Here is a 17,267-nt window from a genome sequence, read left to right as displayed (position 1 = left end):
CCTGATTCATTTAAAGTTTTAGGTACATGTTTGGTACAGCCGGTTGATCAGAAAGTGAGTTTGAGGGTACCTCCGAGCCTACGGGCGCTCGGGCCGGTCAGGAACTCAAACCCAAGGCCATTCCCCACGCCCAGGCCCAGGTTATCGGTGTCGAAATTGAGCCCACTGGGGAAATACAGGGCCTTGTACCAGAGGTTGTTGCCGGTGAGAGCCAGCGAAGCCCCGCGAATGGGCAGCTTGCTAAGCAGCTGCTTGGGGAGCTGATAGGTCAGGGAGAGCTCCTGCAAGCGAATCGTCGTGCCGTCGTAGATCCTCCCTTCGTCACCGAAAAAATAGATGTTGTTAAAACCAACGTCTGAAGCTGTAATCTGGATGTCGTTGGGCGTGCCGTCCGCTTTTACACCGGGGAATACATACGTCTGGGCGCGGTCATATCCCTTTTCAAGGCCCGTGTCTTCGGTCATACCTCGGCCCATGAGTGCTCCGGCCGAGGAAGAGTACATGGCCCCACCGTGGCGGTACGACAGCATAAAGTCCAGGCTGAGCCCTTTGTAGCTCAGCCCATTGATAAGGCTGGACGTAAAGGCCGGATTAGGATCTCCCAGGATTACGGGCGTTGCGGTGGCTTGCAGGTACCCCCCGCCGTCGATGAGGTACTGCCCCTGGTCGTTGCGGCGGAAACCCGTACCCTTGATCACGTTAAAGGGTTGCCCCACGATGGCGTAGTTACCCAGTGCCGAGCCAAAACCCGTAACCTGTACTTCCTGCAAGGTACCTCCCAGATCCAGTACGGTGGGCGTATTGCGGGAGTACACCAGCGTTACATCCCAGCTGAAAGCACTGGTTTTAATGGGGGTACCCGTTAGGCTTAGCTCCACGCCCTGGTTCCTGATTTTACCAATGTTGATGGTCGTTTGGGTATAGCCCGTGGAGGCATCAAGGGGCGAGCGGGTAATGAGGTTGCGCGTATCGCGGCGGTAGGCCGTTACATCGAAGCTGAGGCTGCTGTTGAATAGCTTTCCTTCCATCCCGAACTCGTATTCGGTATGCAGCTCGGGCCTCAGGTTGGGGTTGCCGAGGGTATTGTCCACAGAGTGGGTTTGTACGGTAGCTCCCGAAGCGTTAAGCCAGGCCCGGGCGCTTTGGTTCAGTACGTTACGGGTACTGTACGGACTGGGGAAACCCGCCGAAGTACCTACCCCCGCCCGAAGCTTCAGAAAGCTGACAACGGGAGATTGCAACACAGGAAAAGCCGACGTTGGCACAAAGGATAAACTGACGGATGGATAAAAGATCCGGCGGTTTTCGGGCTCTACGGTCGAGGTCCAGTCGTTGCGTCCAGCCAGGTTCAAAAACAGGTAGTCGCCAAAATCGGCCGTCACTTCGCCGAAAATCCCCATGCGGGTTTCTTCGGTCATAAAATCGCTGGCTACGTTATCGATGAAGTTGTTGTGGCGAAACAGATTCCGCGCCAGCTGGTTTTGGCTCGTGATGAAGGTACCCTTGTTGACGTCGTTTCGTAGGTTTCCTCCCAGCTTAGCCGCCAACGCAAACCGCTCGCCGATGGGCTTCGAATACGATAAAATGGCGCTGTTGTCCCAGATCGTATTCCGGATGTCGAACGTATTATAAAAACCATTGACCAGTTGCACCCCGCCTTTGTTAAATTTATACTCCTGGTTTTCGGTGTAGGTATCCAGCCCTACCTTATAGATAAGGGCCAGGTTGGGGGCGATGTCGTAGTTGAGGGTGGTGGTAGCAAAGAGCCGGTTCACGACGCCCGCTGTTTTGTAGTTTTCCAGCACCCAGCGCGGATTAGGGATGTCGTTGCCGCTGCGGAAATACACCGTACTGCCATCCACCGGACTGGCATAAGGCCAGCCCATCAAATCAACCTGCCGGGGGGTGTACATTACATTGGCCAGCACTGAGGGAAAATCCAGCGCGTTGTTACCCGTTCCGCCACTTAGCGGAGGCGAGAATTGGCCAGTATTGGCAAAATTGAAGGAAGATATAACGGTGAGTTTTTTGCTCAGCTGCGCGTTGAGCCCCAGTCCGAAGTTGATCTTCGTCAGGCCATTGTTGGGAATGTACCCTCCCTCTTTGTTGTAGCCCGCCGAAATATTATACCCTACTTTTTCACCACCTCCCGAGATATTCAGCGAAGTATTCGAGATTTGGCCCGTTCGGAAAAAATCATGTACGTTGTTGGGAAACACCCGCATCTCATACGGGCTAACGGAAGCTACATAGTCAGCAAAGGCGTCCCGCGTGGCCGCTACGCTCAGGAAAGCATAGGGATGGGTGGTAAGGGCCGTGTTGGTATTCTGTGAGGGGTAAAGGCGGGCCTCTTCCAGCGTGGGGCCCCAGTTACTGAAAAAGTACCCCAGGTTTTGCTGAAAGCCCCCTACGTAGTCATTTTGGTAGCGGGGCAGGTGGGCCGTATTGGTAAAATACGACTGCGTGAGGGTGTACTCGGTGGCCCGCGCTTTCTTGCTACCGTTTTTGGTCGTTACCAGAATCACCCCGTTGCGGCCCTGGTCGCCGTAAGTCACCGTGGCGGCCAGGCCTTTCAGCACACTAATGTTTTCAATATTGTTAGGATCCAAATCCAGAAAACGGCTCGACGCCGACTGCCCGCCCCCGGTGAAGCCACCGCGCGCGTTGGTGTTGGAGTTAAAAGGCACCCCGTCCACCACAAAGAGAGGCTGGTTAGACCCCGTGATGGAGGAGTACCCCCGGATGGTGATGTTGGTACCCGTGCCCGACACGCCCGAGGTAGAGGTAATATTTACCCCGGCGATTTTGCCCTGAAGTACCCTGCCCACATCGGCCTGCGGGCGGTCTTCGATGGAGCGCCTGTCGAGGGAAGTGACGGCGTAACCTAATGCCTTTTTTTCCCGGACAATCCCCTGGGCAGTCACCACAATTTCCTGCAAGCTTCGGGTATCCGAAGCCAGGGCAACATCCAGCACGGTGCGGCTACCGACCACGATTTCCTGCGTGGAGGTACCTACAAAACTAAATACTAAAATAGCATTGGGAGAAGGAACCGCGACGGAGTAGCTTCCGTCCGAGTCGGTGTTTGTACCGTTGGTAGTACCCTTCACTACCACCGATACTCCCGGAAGTGGGCTGCCGTCTTCGGCCGCCGTGACTTTCCCGGTCACCTGTTTTTCCTGGGCATAGGTATACACCCAGGTAGAGCACACCCAGAGGGTGCTCACCAGTAAATTTTTAAGCATGAACGATTTAGTTTAAGTTAAGAAATGTTATCCTAGTTCTACAAATGTATATAGCTGATATTTCAATTCAAATAGTTTATTATTAAAATATTTTCAGAATAATAAACATATGTATGGCTCACTTTGTAAAATATTATTCTGATTATTATAATCTCTAATCAGTTACAAACTGAATACGCCTCTTTTTGGTTTTATTAGAACAAAAAGGTTGTATTAAATAACGTTAATCTATTAATATTTAGCCAAACAACAGTTTTAGGCAAAAAGGAGTAATCTAAAAATAATTCTATTTTGACCCGAACAGGATTTGCGGAACTACTAACTAAAAAGAAGGCATGAGGGGCGTCTAAAGGTCCGCCGGAAGGGGTACTTGGGCGAGTACTTGCCGGGCATGCCGGTACCCAAGCACGAACATCTCGCGTGCTTTGCGGAGATCGAAAAGGGTGTAGTCGCAGAGTTGGGGGGCTTCAATGAGCAGGTCACACTGCTCGAAGCGCTCCTTCGTTTTGCTTTGCACGGCCAGGATCAGGCTGCGCATGAGGATGTCGCGGGTACTTTTGAGGGTACTTTGGCGGGTAAAAGGATTGCAATGTACGCCAATGACGTAGTCGACCTCCGCCCGAATGGGCTCCACGGGCAGGTTGTCCAGCACGCCGCCGTCTACCAGCTGGCGCCCCTGAAAAAGCAGGGGCTCAAAAAGCCCCGGTATGCAGCAGGAAGCCAGCACCGGACGGGCCAGCTCTCCCTGCCGGAAATAAATAACCTGACCCGCCACCAGATCCGTAGCCGCTACCACCAGGGGCGTAGGAAGTACCTCAAAGGAATTTTCGGGGATGTACTGCCGGTAAATCGTTTCGAGCCGCTCCAGGCGCAGCAGCCCGCTGCCGCCGAAGGCCGGCCGTACGTACTGAAGAAAACGGGTTTTGACGAACAGCTCCAGGATCTCGTCCGGAGGGTAGCCGTAGGCCAGCAAACCTCCCACCAGAGCACCCGAACTGGTACCGCTAATGATCTGCGGCTGAACGCCACGCTCGGTGAGTGCCTTCACGACCCCCAGGTGCGAGAAACCCCTGGCGCCCCCGCCCGACAGTACCAATCCGATTTTCATGCTGTAATACTCATTGCTTTTACGGCCTATCTAACGTTCGGGTCAGCCGAAATGTTTTGTACCTCAGAGCAAGTCGGCGAGTGGCCCCGCCTCCGCCAACCGGATACCCTTTTCGGTGCGGGTCACGTACGCGGCCTCCACGCGGGCGTCGTGCTCAAAAACGAGCAGCCACTCTTCGGCAGCGGCCCGGTCCAGTACGGTTTCTTTTTCCTGCATGGTGAGCAAGGGGCGCACGTCGTAGCCCATCACCCAGGGCAGCGGCACGTGCACCGACGAAGGTACCAGATCGGCCATGTAGATGAGCGTACGTCCGGCGTACTTGATCACGGGCAGCATCATCTGCTCGGTGTGGCCATCTACCTGAATGAGCGCCACGTTGGGGAACGGCGAGGTACCATGCTGCACAAACCTCAGCTGTCCCGATTCTTGAATGGGCAAAATATTTTCTTTCAAAAAAGAAGCCTTTTCGCGCGGGTTTGGCTGGGTAGCCCACCGCCAATGCGCCTCGTTGGACCAGTAAGTGGCCTTGGGAAAAGTGAGCTCCAGGCGCTCACGGCCCGCGCTGTACCTGACGGCCCCGCCTACGTGATCGAAGTGCAGGTGGGTGAGCAGTACGTCGGTTACGTCTTCGGGGGCAAAGCCCGCTTTCCGGATCGAGCCCAGCAGGGTCGCGTCGCCGTGCAGGTGGTAGTGGCTCAGAAATTTGGCGTCTTGCTTATCGCCCAGCCCGGTATCAACCAGGATGAGCCGGTCGGCGTCTTCGATGAGCAGGCAGCGCATGGCCCAGCTACAGAGGTTGTGGTCGTCGGCGGGGTACTGCTTTTGCCAAAGTACCTTGGGTACCACGCCAAACATCGCGCCGCCGTCCAGTTTAAAAAATCCGGTATCTAGTACATGTACGTTCATGGGGTACTTTATGCGCGTTGGTTTTGTGCAACAAGTAACTAAAAAAGGCTGGAAAAGCCACTCTTAAAGCGACAAAGTACCTGGAGTAACGTCTTTTTTTTACTACACCCCTACGCCCCGGAATTTTCCTTCTACCCTGCTACTCATGAGCACTTCCCGATACCTATGGCATTGGTTTCAGGTACTTTCCGTGACTTCCTGTTTCAGCAGCCACTGAAAATAGCGGAGGTGTGCTAACTTTACCGGGATTTCCATTTGCTGAAAAATACCAATTTACTACGCTATGCGCATATATTCGTCGGCCGTTAGTGCCGTTTTTATTCTCCTCCTCAGCACCATCAGCCTGGCGCAGCAAGCGCCCGTGCGCTACGTCAATACACTCATTGGCACGGCCCCGGCCAACACCCAGAGCGCTAAAAACCACAGCGAAGCGGGCAGTGAACTGAAGGGGCAAACACTGCCGGCCGTAGGTACCCCCTACGGCATGACGCAGTGGACACCCCAGACCCAGGCCACCGAAACCAAGTGCATTGCCCCCTACTACTACAACGACCCAAAGATCCAGGGCTTTCGGGGTACGCACTGGCTCAACGGCTCCTGCGTGCAGGACTACGGTAGCCTCACCCTCATGCCGCTGACGGGTACTTTAAAAATCCAGCCGCGGGAGCGGGCTTCGGCCTACGAACATAGTCGCGAAACGGCCAGCCCCCACCGCTACGAAACCTACCTGGCCGACTACGGCATCCGGGCCGAGCTCACCGCCTCGGCCCGCTGCGGGGTACTTCGGTTTTCGTTTGAGAAAGACGGCGAACGGTACCTGCTCGTGGAGCCCAACAGCGACGAAGGCGAGGGTTTTATTGAGATTCACCCCGAGCGCCGCGAGATCGTGGGCTACAACCCCGTACACCGCATCTACCAGGGCTCGGGGCAACCGGCGGGCTTCAGCGGGTACTTTGTGGTGCAGTTTGAAGTACCCTTTACGGCCTACGGTACCTGGACCAACGATACCCGGCAGGAGGGTGCTACCTCGGCCCAGGGTACCGGTAAAAAGGAGCAGGTAGGTGCCTACTTACGCTTTGGCGATGAGGTACGTCAGCTCACCGTGCGGGTAGGTACTTCCTTCACCGACCTGGAGGGCGCACGGCGGAACTTGCAGCAGGAGGTGGCTACAAAGAGCTTTGAGGAGGTACTTCAAGCCACTGAAGCCGCCTGGAACCAGGCGCTGGGTAAAGTAGACGTAAAGGGCAGCGACACCGACAAAACGCTCTTTTACAGTGCCCTGTACCGCACCAAGCTCTCGCCCCGGCTTTTCTCCGACGCCGATGGCCGCTATCCGTCTTTCGCGGGCGGAAAAACCATCCAGCAAGCCCAGGGTTTCGACTACTACACCGACTTCAGCCTCTGGGATACGTTCCGGGCGGCCCTGCCGCTGCACACGCTGCTGGAGCCCACCACCACGGGCCACATGATGCAGTCGCTCACGAAGATGGCCGAGCAGGGCGGCTGGATGCCGATCTTCCCCTGCTGGAACCACTACACCGCCGCCATGATCGGCGACCACGTGCTATCGGTCATGGCCGACGCCTACGCCAAGGGCGTGCGCGACTTTGACGTAAAAAGTGCGTATAGGTACCTACGAAAAAATGCGTTTGAAGTGAATACCGACGCCGCCAGCTACCTGGCCGGGCAGGGCCGCCGCGCGCTGGCTTCCTACCTGCAATACGGCTACGTGCCGCTGGAAGATCCGGTCAAAGAAGCGTTTCACAAACAGGAGCAGGTCTCGCGCACGCTGGAGTACGCCTACGATGACTTCTGCCTCTCGGTTCTGGCCGAGGCTCTGGGCCAGTCCGCCGACGCGGCGGCACTCCGCCAACGCGCCCTCAATTACCAAAACGTCATCGACCCTGCGACGGGCTACGCCCGCGGACGCCACGCCGACGGACGCTGGATCGAGGCCTTCGATCCCTTCGCCAAGCGGGCCAGCTTCATTACCGAAGGCTCCCCGGCCCAGTATACCTACTTTGTACCGCAGGATGTTGCCGGGCTCATCCGGCTCACGGGCGGGCGGGCGCGTTTTGTGAGTAAGCTGGATACATTATTTGAGCAAGGACATTATTGGCACGGCAACGAACCCAACCACCAGATCGCCTATCTTTATACCTACGCCGGAGCGCCCTGGAAAACCCAGCAGTGGACGCGCAAGGTACTTCGGGAAGAGTACTCCACCGAGCCGGGCGGCCTGAGCGGCAACGAAGACGGCGGACAGATGTCGGCCTGGCTGGCGTTCAGTATGGCGGGACTGTATCCGGTTTGCCCCGGTACGCCTACCTACGTGCTGGGCAGTCCGGTGTTTGCGGAAAGTACCTTCCGGCTGGAAAATGGCAAAACCTTCCGGATTCGGGCACAGGGCGTTTCGGACGACGCCCCCTACATCCAGTCGGCCCGGCTCAACGGCAAAGCTTTCACCCGTACCTACCTCACACACGACGAAATAGCGCGCGGCGGTGAGCTCACGCTCATCATGGGTAAGGTACCTAACCAGAAATGGGGTACTTCGCCGCAGGACGCCCCACCGTCGCTCTCGCGCTAGCCGCGCAGCGCTTTTTCTACTTCGTGCTTGTAGAGCTTGCCAATGGGGGGGGGTATTTTTCGGCAACGTAGTACTAGTATCAAACCGAAATGGGTAATCTTTTTATCCTGCCCCTCATTTCCTACAGCCACGTCACTAGGAGGGCACTGCCTTTCAGAAGAGTACTTTAGCAGCGCAACAGTATGTAATTATTTTTCATCCGTTGGGCACCTATGATCATGGATATCAATAAGTCTGAAAACTTTTTTTGGTGCCCCTCCGATCTTACAAATTCCTAAATAGGAAGGGTCTTCTACTTCTTCATAGGTAAAATAAACTACTTCGTTCTCTCTTCGAAATTCTTCGGGCACAATACCCACCAGGGCAATATTCTCGTATTCCTGCTTGGGAGACCAACGGCTGTCAGTCCAATCTATACCTCCTGGCTTACTCAACTCCACAATCATGGCTCCATGGCACCATTCCTTTCGGATTATACCTTGTCGACAAGCGGTACTTTCTGGCTCAGCATCCATCTTTTCACATCCTCCAATATTTAGAAATAGTGGACAGAAGACGATTAGTAGCTTATTGGCTATTTTCATGATGACGGCAAAGGTTGAGCATATAAGTTTCAAGATCAGCCACCTAGACCCTTAGGGTAGCTCTTTCGTTGGAAACTCAATCCTTTTTTTAAGCAATAGCTCTTAGCGGCGGTGAACTCACGCTCGTCATGGGCAAGGTACCTAATCAGAAATGGGGTACTTCGGCTAACGACGCCCCGCCATCGCTCTCGCGCTAGCCGCGCAGCGCTTTTTCTACTTCGTGCTTGTAGAGTTTGCCAATGGGGAGTTCTTTAGAACCTAGCGTGAGGTGCGTAGCCGTGAAGCTCGTCACTTTATCCAGCGATACGAGGTAGCTGCGGTGGATGCGCCGGAAGGAGCGCTCGGGCAGCATTTCTTCTACCGACGAGATGGGCTGCTTGGTGATGACCTGCCCGCTCTGCGTCACGATGCGCACGTAGTCTTTGAGCGACTCCAGGTACAGGATTTCGTGCAGAAAAACCTTTACCATTTTCCGGTCGGAGCGAAAATACAAAAACTCCGCGCTCTCCGGCACCACCGGCGGAGCCACCACCGGCATGGCACCGGTGACCGCTGACAAAGTACCCCCCTCGCGCCCAAAGGGTAGTTTATCGACAGCCTTCAGGAAGCGGTCGAAGGAGAATGGCTTCAGGAGATAGTCGACGGCGTCGAGCTCGAAGCCGTCCAGGGCGTACTCGCGGTGGGCGGTGGTAAAAATCACCTTCGGCGGGTTTTTCAGGCTCCGCACCAGCTCGGTTCCTTTGAGTTGGGGCATCTGAATATCCAGAAAGAGTACGTCCACGGCTTCTTCGCGCAGGCGCTGAAAAGCCTCCAGCGCATTGGTACATTCGCCCACCAGCCGCAGTGAGGGCACGGCCTTCAGGTAGGTCTTAAGTACCTCCAGGGCCGGGGGCTCGTCGTCCACGATGAGGCATTTTACGGGTTCAGGCCGGTGCATAGGTAGGTAGGGCGGGATTGGTGACAGGTACTTCCACGGCATCGAGCCGGATTTTGAGCGAAGCGATAAACAACTCTTCTTCGTGGCTGGTCTTGAGCGTATATTGGCCCGGATACAGCATCTGCAGGCGCTTCTGCACGTTGGCCAGCCCAATGCCCGACTCGGAGGTACTTGCCGCCGGAGCCGGTATGGGGTTGATTACTTTAAAACGCAGCTCCGGCCCCGCCACTTCCAGCGAAATGGAGATCCAGGCCTGGTCCAGCGACTGGCTCGCGCCGTGCTTGAAGGCGTTTTCGACAAAAGGAAGCAGGATCAGCGGCGCGATGACCTGGGTACTTTCAACGCCCGTCACCGACAGCGACACGTCCAGCCGGGGACCGTAGCGCAGCTTTTCCAGCTCCACGTAGGTACGTAGCATGTGTACCTCGGCGGCCAGCGTCACGCGCTCGCCGCCGCATTCGTAGAGCATGTACCTGAGCAAGTCGGAGATTTTCAGAACAATGCCCCCGCTATGCTCCGACCCGCTCACGATATGCCCGTAGAGGTTGTTGAGGGTATTGAACAAAAAATGCGGATGCAGCTGGGCCTTGAGCAGGTGCAGCTCGGCGGCCAGTTTTTCCCGTTGCAGCGTTTCGTTTTCCTGTTTTTTCTGGTACCAATACTTCAGCAGCTTGATGGTCCCCGCAAAGCCCGCCACCGTGTTGGAGCCGCGCAAGCCCGACATCATGCCGGTTACCAGGGGTACTTTCGGAATGGGCATGTCTATGTATACGCGCATCGCGTACACCAGCCAATTGGTCAAAAAATGCGAGATCAACGCCGCCAGGAGCACCGCCACCAGCGTGGTAAGTAGCGCCTCTACGTAGCGCGCCCGCAGCAGGTACCTGGGAATGATGCCGTAGATGAGTGCGTAGCTAAACCCAATGTGCACCGGCAGGTAGATCAGCGCCTCCATCAGCGAAATAACGTAGGCCTCGTCAACGCCGTAGGAGACGAATTTCTGCGCGTAGATGTACGTAAAAAAGCCCACCCACGATACCCAGAAAAGAAGGTGCCGGGCCAGCACAAAGCGGCGCTGCCGGGAAAAGATAAGCGTTTCGAGCATAGGTACCTTACGGTAATTTCTACCAAAAATACACCAAGAAATGACTTTGCGAAGTACCTGCTTCTCCTTTATCGACTAAAGGTACTTTTCGGTCGACCAACTCCCTTCGTCGCTGTACAGCCACTTCGTAGCGGCCAGGTACCTTCGCCCGGCGATTTTCCGAGCGGGCTGTGCGGCAGGTACCTACTTTTGGTAAAAAAACAAAAGCAAGATTAGCCATGAAAAATAACGTAACACTTCTGATCGCTCTGAGCCTGCTGGGGTACTTCCCGGCAGCGGCTCAGGCCCCCTCTACCCCTTCAGCGCCCGAAAGTACCTACTACTGGGTGGTGGAAACGCACCCGGACAGTACCCAAAGTACCCCCGCGCCTACGACCGTTTTCCGGATTTACCACGACACCGATCAGCTGGTATACGAAGAAACGATCCCCAACGCGCAGTACGATATTCGCAAACGGAGTACCCGTCGGCAACTCGACAAGGCACTCCAGGCCTACACGCAGTCGGTAGCCCGGCTGCACGAGAAGAACTTGCTAAGTACCCTGGCCCACCGGGCTCCGGCCCGGCGCTAGGGTCAGCGAAGGCAGGCGGCCCGGCCCGTTGGATTTTGGGAGGTCGGCCGAGCGGAAAGTACCTTGTGTCTCACAGGGTACTTTTTTTGTTTTTATTTCAACGTACTTTTTATTCAAAGTACCTTTAAAACCTCCCCTACTCGTAGCCATTTTTGAGCGTGATGCTCCCGCCCGGCTGCATCGCTATTTCCATATAGCCGTTGGCTACATTGGTAACACTGGCACCGTTCTGTTCTTGTACGACGTGGGTTTTGAAAGGCATTTTCAGACGCGCGGTACCTTCCTGTTCGGCCCGGATCGTAATCTCGTCGGTCTGGCCCGCCACGCGGGTAGCGCTCACCAGGAAGGCTCCCTCGGCGCGCAGCGTCTGAAACGAAGCCTCCTTCCACTCGGCGGGTACGGCCGGAAACACCTCGATGGCCCCGGCGTAGCTTTGTAGCAGCATTTCCTGAATCCCCGCCGCAAAGGCAAAATTCCCCTCCAGCGTAAAGGGCCGGTACGTAAAGCTCGACTTGCCCGACTTGGTCTGGTCGCCGTTGAGGTGGAAGGAATTGGGCGAGCAAAACGCCTCGGCAAAGGTCTTGAGCGCCTTGGCCGCGCCCTTGCCGTCCTTGGCGCGGGCCTTGAGATTGCCCTGCCAGGCGTAGGAGTAGCCCGTCCACTGCGAAGGCCCCACCTGGTCCAGCACGGCCAGGCTCTGCTTGATGGTACGCTGGTCTTTGGCCCCGTTTTCCCAGCGAATCTCACCCAGTGGATGAATGGCCAGCAGGTGCGAAAAATGCCGGTGCGAGGCCTTGTACGGAAACTGGGGCGCGATCATCAGGTCGCCCTGGGACGAAAGGGCGTAGGTGGGGAATTCGGCCAGTACTTCGCGCCAGTACTCGGCGTCTTCGGGTAGGTCAAGTACCTCGGCCAGCTCGGCGGCTTTGCTGAACACAAACCGCACCAGCGAGACGTCGTAGTTGGTCATTTTGGTAAACCAGGCCGTGATCTTGTTGTCGTTGATCTCCGGGCTCGAACTCAGCGGCAGCTGACGCTTGCCATTCTCCTGCTTCTCGGCCACGCCTTCCAAAAACGTAGCCACGTCCCGAAACCAGGGGTAGGCCCGCTCTTCCAGAAATTCGCGGTCCATGCTGTAGCGCCAGTGCAGGTAGTAGTGCTGCGCCAGCCAGGCCGACACCGTGGGCGACATGGAGTACTGAATCCAGCCGCCCATGGGCTCGCCGGTGAGCGTGGTGACACCGGGTACGTTCAGGCCGTCAGTCTGGAAGTACCACTGCGTATAGTCGCGGTAGGTATCGCGGTTATTGTCGAGGTGATCCAGGTACCCCAGGCCCTCCTCCAGGTGGTTGGCGGCGTAGCCGGGCCAGTAGCTCAGCTGGGTGTTGAGGTCGTGGTGGAAATCGCCCTTCCAGGGCGGAATCCGGCCGTTATCGGCCGTCCAGACGGCCTGAAGCGAAATGGGTGGCGCATCACGCCGGGCCGCACTCCCCCACTTGTATTGCTCCAGGTAGTACTGTTTTTCCAGCACCGGGTCCGGGATCGCAACCGCCGATTTTTCCCAGAACGTCCGCCACCACTTCAGGTGCTCGTTGCGCAGGGTCGAGTCTACCAGCGTGAGGGCGTTGTTGGTGATGATCGTGGCCGACACCGCCTTTTGCTCGGGCGCGTGCGCCGAAATGCTCCAGGCGCCCTCCCAGGTCGTCTCGTCTTTCTGTTTCCAACGCACGCTCACGGTATAGTAAAAATCGCCCCAGCCCATTTGCCGGTAGGTAATGGCCTTGTCCTGCTGCTGCACGACTCCCTGCTCGTAGCCCAGTCGGCGCAGGTCGTCGCCCTCCACGGGCCCACCGGCCGCCTGCGCACCCGTACCCTGGTAGGCGGGTGGAATGAGCTTTACATTAAAGTTTTTCAGATTTTCAAACCGAAAACTACCGTAGGGCATGTTGGCGTGCACGTAGGTAGTCAGCTTCACGCCCGACTCCCAAAGCACCTCCGCCGTAGCCGTGGCGAGGTCTATCTGGGCAGACGTCACCTTACCCCAGCCCTGGCTGTTCCATTCCAGGGCCGCACCCGGAATCTTGCTGGGAGCAGGCTCGCGGTCGTAGGGGGCATCGCCCTGCTGCTGCACCGGACCGTACTGCTTTTTCTCCACCTGCTCCCGTACCCATTCGTAGGTAAAAGTCGGTTTTTTCAAACCCTCCATCGGGCGCAGGTCCCAGAGCTCGGCCTGGTCCAGCGAAAAGCGCAGTGAAGTACCTTTCTGCCAAATCAGCGCGCCCAGGCGGGCGTTGCCCAGCGGCAGGGCTTCGTCCCACTGGGTAGGTAGCGCCGGGAAGCTCATGTTGTGCCGGGAATCAACCTGGGCGTAGGTAATTGAATAAATGAAGGTACTTAACAGTAGGGAAATGAGGCTCTTTTTCATGCACATCGCTCGTTCTGGGTAGGGCCACAGCCGGGGCCCTTTTTTACCGTAAAAGTACGGCCCGTTTTAGGTACTTACCAAATGCTAGCAAGGGTACTTTATTACGAAAAGGCGGGCCTATACAGGACCGGTGCTGTTTCATTCCCCAAGAACCGCTGAAATCCGAATGCTCAGGCTGCACCAGGTGCGACCACGCTGTGGTCGGGATCATGGGGGGTGGATGATTTTCTATAAACGTGTGACCGCGCGGCGGTCGGGCCGCGTAGGTCGGGCCGCGTAGGTCGGGCCGCGTAGGTCGGGCCGCGCAGGTCGGGTCACCTGAGCAGCGTCTTTACACGTTTATAGAGCCAATCTGCTTCTTCGACCATTCGACCGCGTTCAGCGGTCGCACTCTTTATAGAATGGCCCATGCGGCCTGGCCGTACCTTATTGATGTTATTCCTCATAAATCGGCTTTTCGCGCTGGCGCAGGGAGGTACCGGCGCGGCCCGCGAAGTGCGCCCGGATCTCGGCCAGGATCGAAATGGCAATCTCTTCGGGCGTATTCGCGCCGATGTCCAGCCCTACGGGGCTGTATACGCGGCGCATGGCTTCGTCGGGGATCGGGCTGCCCTCTTCCTGGGCGCGGGTGAGCATCTTGTCGGTGCGCTTGCGCGGGCCCAGCATCCCCAGGTAGGGTACCGGCGTGCGGAGCATTCGGCGCAGGTGGCGGTAGTCAGTTTCGTAATCGTGGGCCATCAGTACCACCGCCGTGTAGGCATCGACGGGTACTTCGCCGTCATCTTTGGGAATGATGGCATCGGCCAATTCAAAGAGCGATTGATGGACCTTGGCCGGGTTGCATACCACCGACACCCGCCAGCCCATTTCCTTGGCCAGGCGCACCATGGGGTAGATGTCGTAGTTGCCGCCCATCATTACCAGGTGGACCGGCGGCAGGATCACTTCTAGGAACAGCGACACCGACGCCCCGTTAGGCAGCAGGTAGGTATGCGTAGCCGATTTTTCGTTTTTCAGACAGGCCTTGATGTCGGCCAGGATGTTGTGCTCGGCCACGTGGCTCATCGGGAAGGTGTTGCCGAAGTAGGTAGGGTCGTCGTAGCGATAAGCCTTGCCCAGCGTCAGTGGACCCGTGTCGCCGCGTACATCCACCACCGTCACGAGTAGGTCGGGCTGGCGCTGGCCGAGGTACTTTTCCAGTAGCCGGACGGGGTTATGCGGGTCGGTAGGGTCGAGAGGCGTCAAGAGCACGTCGATGATGCCGTTGCAGCCCAGACCCACGCCAATCTGGTAGGGGTCGTCGTCGGTGGTGTCGTAGGTCACGACGGTAGCCTTGCCCTGGGCCATCGCCAGCCGCGCCTTCCGGAGCGCGTCGCCCTCCAGGCAGCCGCCGCTGATGCCGCCGATCCAGTCGCCATTTTCCAGCACCAACATCCGCGCGCCCGTGCGGCGATACGACGAGCCCTCTACCCGCACGACGGTGGCCAGCGCGGCCTGATTTTGCGTAAAATCCAGTTGCTGATAGGCCTGCCAAATGTTTTTTATTTCTTTCATCATCAAGTACAAATCCGTAGTTTTCTCTTCATAAGCTATGCGGTTAAAGGCGCGTTATAAACGCGCGGGCTCGTTGGGGTTCGCGTTGCAAACGCGAACCAACACAAAATACCCATCAGCCCTAACCAGCCACTGACTCAATTTGACTTCTAAAGTATTGCTTTTCCAAGCATTTGAAGTAATTTTTCGTAAAAAACGAATGGCTCGGAACCAAGACATTAAAAGACAGGCCGTGGTGATCATTCACGGTATCGGGGAGCAACGCCCCATGGATACGCTGCGCTCCTTTGTAGAAGGGTTGACCTTCTGGATCAAAAAGGAAGAGCCGCAAGCCGAAAGGCCCCGGTACTGGAGCCGACCCGACGGGATTTCGGAAATCTACGAAACGCACCGGATCACGATGGAGCAGTTTCAGATGAATCCTAAAACCGATTTTTATGAATTTTACTGGGCCCACCACATGCGCAATACGTCGTTTGCCCACCTGGTACCCTGGGTCTGGAAATTGATCACGACGCGCCTGAGCCAGGTACCTCCGCGGTTAAAACCCATTTTTTATACCCTCTGGGCCACCCTGGTGGCGATGGTGGTTTTGGGGGGTGTCATTTACACTTACCATGCCGCCATTTGGGCGTATGTAGAAGCCGAATGGCCTTCTTTGCTCGGCATTATTGCGGTGGTGCTGGCAGTCGTCAGGGTACTTTATGGCTTGGTAAAAGTCCCATTCAGTAGCTTGGTGCTCAATACCGCCGGAGACGCCGCCCGGTACTTCAACCCCATGCCTTCCAACATCGAAGAGCGCAGTACCATTCGGCGCGAGGGCATTACTTTTTTGCGAAAACTCCACGACCGCAAAACCAAACCCTACGACCGCATCGTGGTGGTGGGCCACAGCCTGGGCTCGGTGGTGGCCTATGACATGATCCGGCTGCTGTGGCACGAAATGCACGAGCGCTTTACACCGGGGGCCGACGTAGACCATGACGTTTTTGAGGAAATGGACAAGATCAGCCGGGGCGATGAGCCCCTTGGCAACATCAACGACTTCCAGCAGCTGCAATACCGCTGCTGGAAACAGTACCGACAAAACGGCAACCCCTGGCTCATTTCCGACTTCATCACCGTGGCCGGGGCCATTGCCCATGCCGATGTGTACCTCTTGAACAGTAAGCCCTTCCAGGCGTTGGTCAAGCAGAAAGAGTTTCCGATCTGTCCGCCCGTAATGGAAGGGCGGGACAAAACGCTGTTTTTTGATCGCCTCACCGCCGAAGTAGACGTAAACGGCAAAAAAGAAAAGCGGACCGTGCGCTTTCTGAACCACGCCGCTCCGTTTGCCCTTACCCGCTGGACCAACATCTACTTTTCTTCCGACTACGTAGGGAGCGACGGCCAGCGGATTTTTGGAAAGGGAGTCCGGGATATTAAGGTCGACCGCCGGGGCTTGTGGTTCTTACCCAGCGGCCATACCAACTACTGGGACGCCATCAAAGACAACCAGGCCCTGAGCGATATTGCCACCGCCATGGGTTTTAAGCAGGCCAAGTGAGCCTTAAAGTACCCGCCGCGTGGGAAATTAACTGCGGGGTACTTGAGAGCATTTCTGAACGTACCTTTAATGAATTTTTGAGGTATTTTATAAATGATTGAGGTACCTTGGCAAACGAATACTCAAGACCACCCATGATGTACCGATCCACTTTTGTCAAAGTACTCCTTCTCCTGATTATCGCCACCAGCACCTACGGTCAGAAACTAGAGAAAGTGCACATCAGCGATCCCTTGATTGCCAAGGAATTAAAAAAGTTTCTGAAGCATTGTACCAAGACCGATGCCCAGTACGGCCACCGGGGGGTGGTGATGTTGACATTACGCCCGGATACCGATGATGAGTATCGGTTTGTCTCACTCTACCAAAGGCTCGACGACAGCTTTAAGAACCGTCTTCCCCCGCACTACTACGCCCACTTTCAGGAGAAAGTAATTCTAATCTACGACCAAAATAAGCCCATTTACCCCTGGACCGAAGAGCAAAAGAATTTCCTGCTAGACGAAATTGGCAATCGCGTGTACGTGGCCCAGACAAAACCCGCCGGATGGATCGAAACCTATCATCCCGACGGAAGCCTGAAAGCCAGGTACCAAAAAGTAAACATGCTGACATTTGGAGGATCTCCCTTCGACATTACGCTCAAAATCAACAAGAAAACTAAAAAAGTCACCTACTTATATAGCGTTTAGCCG

At 56.2% G+C, this 17,267-nt stretch carries 13 protein-coding genes; 4 read left to right on the top strand and 9 right to left on the bottom strand.

All coding sequences use genetic code 11. The annotated features are described in order from the left end of the window. Positions 1-47: 47 nt before the first annotated feature. From HNQ92_RS03835 to HNQ92_RS03825, 3 genes are all read right to left on the bottom strand, one after another. Positions 48-3,245 (bottom strand): SusC/RagA family TonB-linked outer membrane protein, encoded by a 3,198-nt coding sequence (locus HNQ92_RS03835; protein ID WP_184171161.1) that lies wholly within the window; start codon positions 3,243-3,245, stop codon positions 48-50. Positions 3,246-3,591: 346 nt separating this feature from the next. Further along, positions 3,592-4,353, bottom strand: a complete 762-nt coding sequence (locus tag HNQ92_RS03830; RefSeq protein ID WP_184171158.1) for a patatin-like phospholipase family protein — start codon at positions 4,351-4,353, stop codon at positions 3,592-3,594. 63 nt (positions 4,354-4,416) lie between these two features. Further along, positions 4,417-5,259 carry an MBL fold metallo-hydrolase gene (locus tag HNQ92_RS03825; protein ID WP_184171155.1) on the bottom strand — a complete coding sequence of 281 codons (843 nt, stop codon included), beginning with the start codon at positions 5,257-5,259 and terminating at the stop codon, positions 4,417-4,419. Between the two features lie 283 nt (positions 5,260-5,542). Between HNQ92_RS03825 and HNQ92_RS03820 the strand changes: the two genes are divergently transcribed. Next, positions 5,543-7,849: a GH92 family glycosyl hydrolase gene (locus HNQ92_RS03820; protein WP_184171152.1), complete on the top strand. Its 2,307-nt coding sequence runs from the start codon at positions 5,543-5,545 to the stop codon at positions 7,847-7,849. A 188-nt stretch (positions 7,850-8,037) separates the two neighbouring features. Here the strand turns inward: HNQ92_RS03820 and HNQ92_RS03815 are convergent, their stop codons facing one another. The 3 genes from HNQ92_RS03815 to HNQ92_RS03805 all read right to left on the bottom strand — a co-directional run bounded on the left by HNQ92_RS03815 (position 8,038) and on the right by HNQ92_RS03805 (position 10,475). Continuing rightward, positions 8,038-8,433 (bottom strand): hypothetical protein, encoded by a 396-nt coding sequence (locus HNQ92_RS03815; RefSeq protein WP_184171149.1) that lies wholly within the window; start codon positions 8,431-8,433, stop codon positions 8,038-8,040. 193 nt (positions 8,434-8,626) lie between these two features. Next, the gene (locus HNQ92_RS03810; protein ID WP_184171146.1) at positions 8,627-9,370 is read right to left on the bottom strand and encodes a LytR/AlgR family response regulator transcription factor; all 744 of its coding nucleotides are present in this window, start codon (positions 9,368-9,370) and stop codon (positions 8,627-8,629) included. Then, a complete protein-coding gene (locus tag HNQ92_RS03805; RefSeq protein ID WP_184171143.1) occupies positions 9,357-10,475 on the bottom strand; it encodes a sensor histidine kinase in 1,119 nt (372 codons plus the stop codon). Before HNQ92_RS03805 ends, HNQ92_RS03810 begins: the two co-directional genes overlap by 14 nt. A gap of 218 nt (positions 10,476-10,693) precedes the next feature. Here HNQ92_RS03805 and HNQ92_RS03800 point away from each other — a divergent pair, with 218 nt between their 5' ends. Then, entirely contained in the window at positions 10,694-11,047 is a 354-nt protein-coding gene (locus HNQ92_RS03800; RefSeq protein ID WP_184171140.1) for a hypothetical protein, read from the top strand. Here HNQ92_RS03800 and HNQ92_RS03795 read toward each other — a convergent pair. The 3 genes from HNQ92_RS03795 to HNQ92_RS03785 form a co-directional block, all read right to left on the bottom strand. Beyond that, positions 11,009-11,197: a hypothetical protein gene (locus tag HNQ92_RS03795; RefSeq protein WP_184171137.1), complete on the bottom strand. Its 189-nt coding sequence runs from the start codon at positions 11,195-11,197 to the stop codon at positions 11,009-11,011. The genes HNQ92_RS03800 and HNQ92_RS03795 overlap by 39 nt on opposite strands. Beyond that, positions 11,184-13,472, bottom strand: a complete 2,289-nt coding sequence (locus HNQ92_RS03790; RefSeq protein ID WP_184171134.1) for a glycosyl hydrolase family 95 catalytic domain-containing protein — start codon at positions 13,470-13,472, stop codon at positions 11,184-11,186. Before HNQ92_RS03790 ends, HNQ92_RS03795 begins: the two co-directional genes overlap by 14 nt. Positions 13,473-13,907: 435 nt before the next feature. After that, positions 13,908-15,029, bottom strand: coding sequence for an XdhC family protein (locus tag HNQ92_RS03785; RefSeq protein ID WP_246439581.1), 1,122 nt, complete (start codon positions 15,027-15,029; stop codon positions 13,908-13,910). A gap of 196 nt (positions 15,030-15,225) precedes the next feature. On the opposite strand from HNQ92_RS03785, the gene HNQ92_RS03780 reads away from it, so the two are divergent. Continuing rightward, complete coding sequence (locus tag HNQ92_RS03780) at positions 15,226-16,572, top strand: hypothetical protein (RefSeq protein WP_184171131.1); 1,347 nt, start codon at positions 15,226-15,228, stop codon at positions 16,570-16,572. Between the two features lie 134 nt (positions 16,573-16,706). Next, positions 16,707-17,264, top strand: coding sequence for a hypothetical protein (locus HNQ92_RS03775; protein WP_184171128.1), 558 nt, complete (start codon positions 16,707-16,709; stop codon positions 17,262-17,264). Positions 17,265-17,267 lie beyond the last annotated feature (3 nt).

It is taken from the genome of Rhabdobacter roseus (assembly GCF_014202275.1).
GTDB lineage: Bacteria > Bacteroidota > Bacteroidia > Cytophagales > Spirosomataceae > Rhabdobacter > Rhabdobacter roseus.
Note: the sequence above shows the minus strand (reverse complement) of the source record. Positions and strands in the feature narration are given on the sequence as shown.

Excerpts from the sequence above, each read along its gene's own strand:
- HNQ92_RS03835 (WP_184171161.1), bottom strand. The coding sequence starts at position 3,245 with ATGCTTAAAAATTTACTGGTGAGCACCCTCTGGGTGTGCTCTACCTGG.
- HNQ92_RS03830 (WP_184171158.1), bottom strand. The coding sequence starts at position 4,353 with ATGAAAATCGGATTGGTACTGTCGGGCGGGGGCGCCAGGGGTTTCTCG.
- HNQ92_RS03795 (WP_184171137.1), bottom strand. The coding sequence starts at position 11,197 with ATGGCTACGAGTAGGGGAGGTTTTAAAGGTACTTTGAATAAAAAGTAC.
- HNQ92_RS03815 (WP_184171149.1), bottom strand. The coding sequence starts at position 8,433 with ATGAAAATAGCCAATAAGCTACTAATCGTCTTCTGTCCACTATTTCTA.
- HNQ92_RS03825 (WP_184171155.1), bottom strand. The coding sequence starts at position 5,259 with ATGAACGTACATGTACTAGATACCGGATTTTTTAAACTGGACGGCGGC.
- HNQ92_RS03810 (WP_184171146.1), bottom strand. The coding sequence starts at position 9,370 with ATGCACCGGCCTGAACCCGTAAAATGCCTCATCGTGGACGACGAGCCC.
- HNQ92_RS03790 (WP_184171134.1), bottom strand. The coding sequence starts at position 13,472 with ATGAAAAAGAGCCTCATTTCCCTACTGTTAAGTACCTTCATTTATTCA.
- HNQ92_RS03820 (WP_184171152.1), top strand. The coding sequence starts at position 5,543 with ATGCGCATATATTCGTCGGCCGTTAGTGCCGTTTTTATTCTCCTCCTC.
- HNQ92_RS03785 (WP_246439581.1), bottom strand. The coding sequence starts at position 15,029 with ATGATGAAAGAAATAAAAAACATTTGGCAGGCCTATCAGCAACTGGAT.
- HNQ92_RS03775 (WP_184171128.1), top strand. The coding sequence starts at position 16,707 with ATGATGTACCGATCCACTTTTGTCAAAGTACTCCTTCTCCTGATTATC.
- HNQ92_RS03780 (WP_184171131.1), top strand. The coding sequence starts at position 15,226 with ATGGCTCGGAACCAAGACATTAAAAGACAGGCCGTGGTGATCATTCAC.
- HNQ92_RS03805 (WP_184171143.1), bottom strand. The coding sequence starts at position 10,475 with ATGCTCGAAACGCTTATCTTTTCCCGGCAGCGCCGCTTTGTGCTGGCC.
- HNQ92_RS03800 (WP_184171140.1), top strand. The coding sequence starts at position 10,694 with ATGAAAAATAACGTAACACTTCTGATCGCTCTGAGCCTGCTGGGGTAC.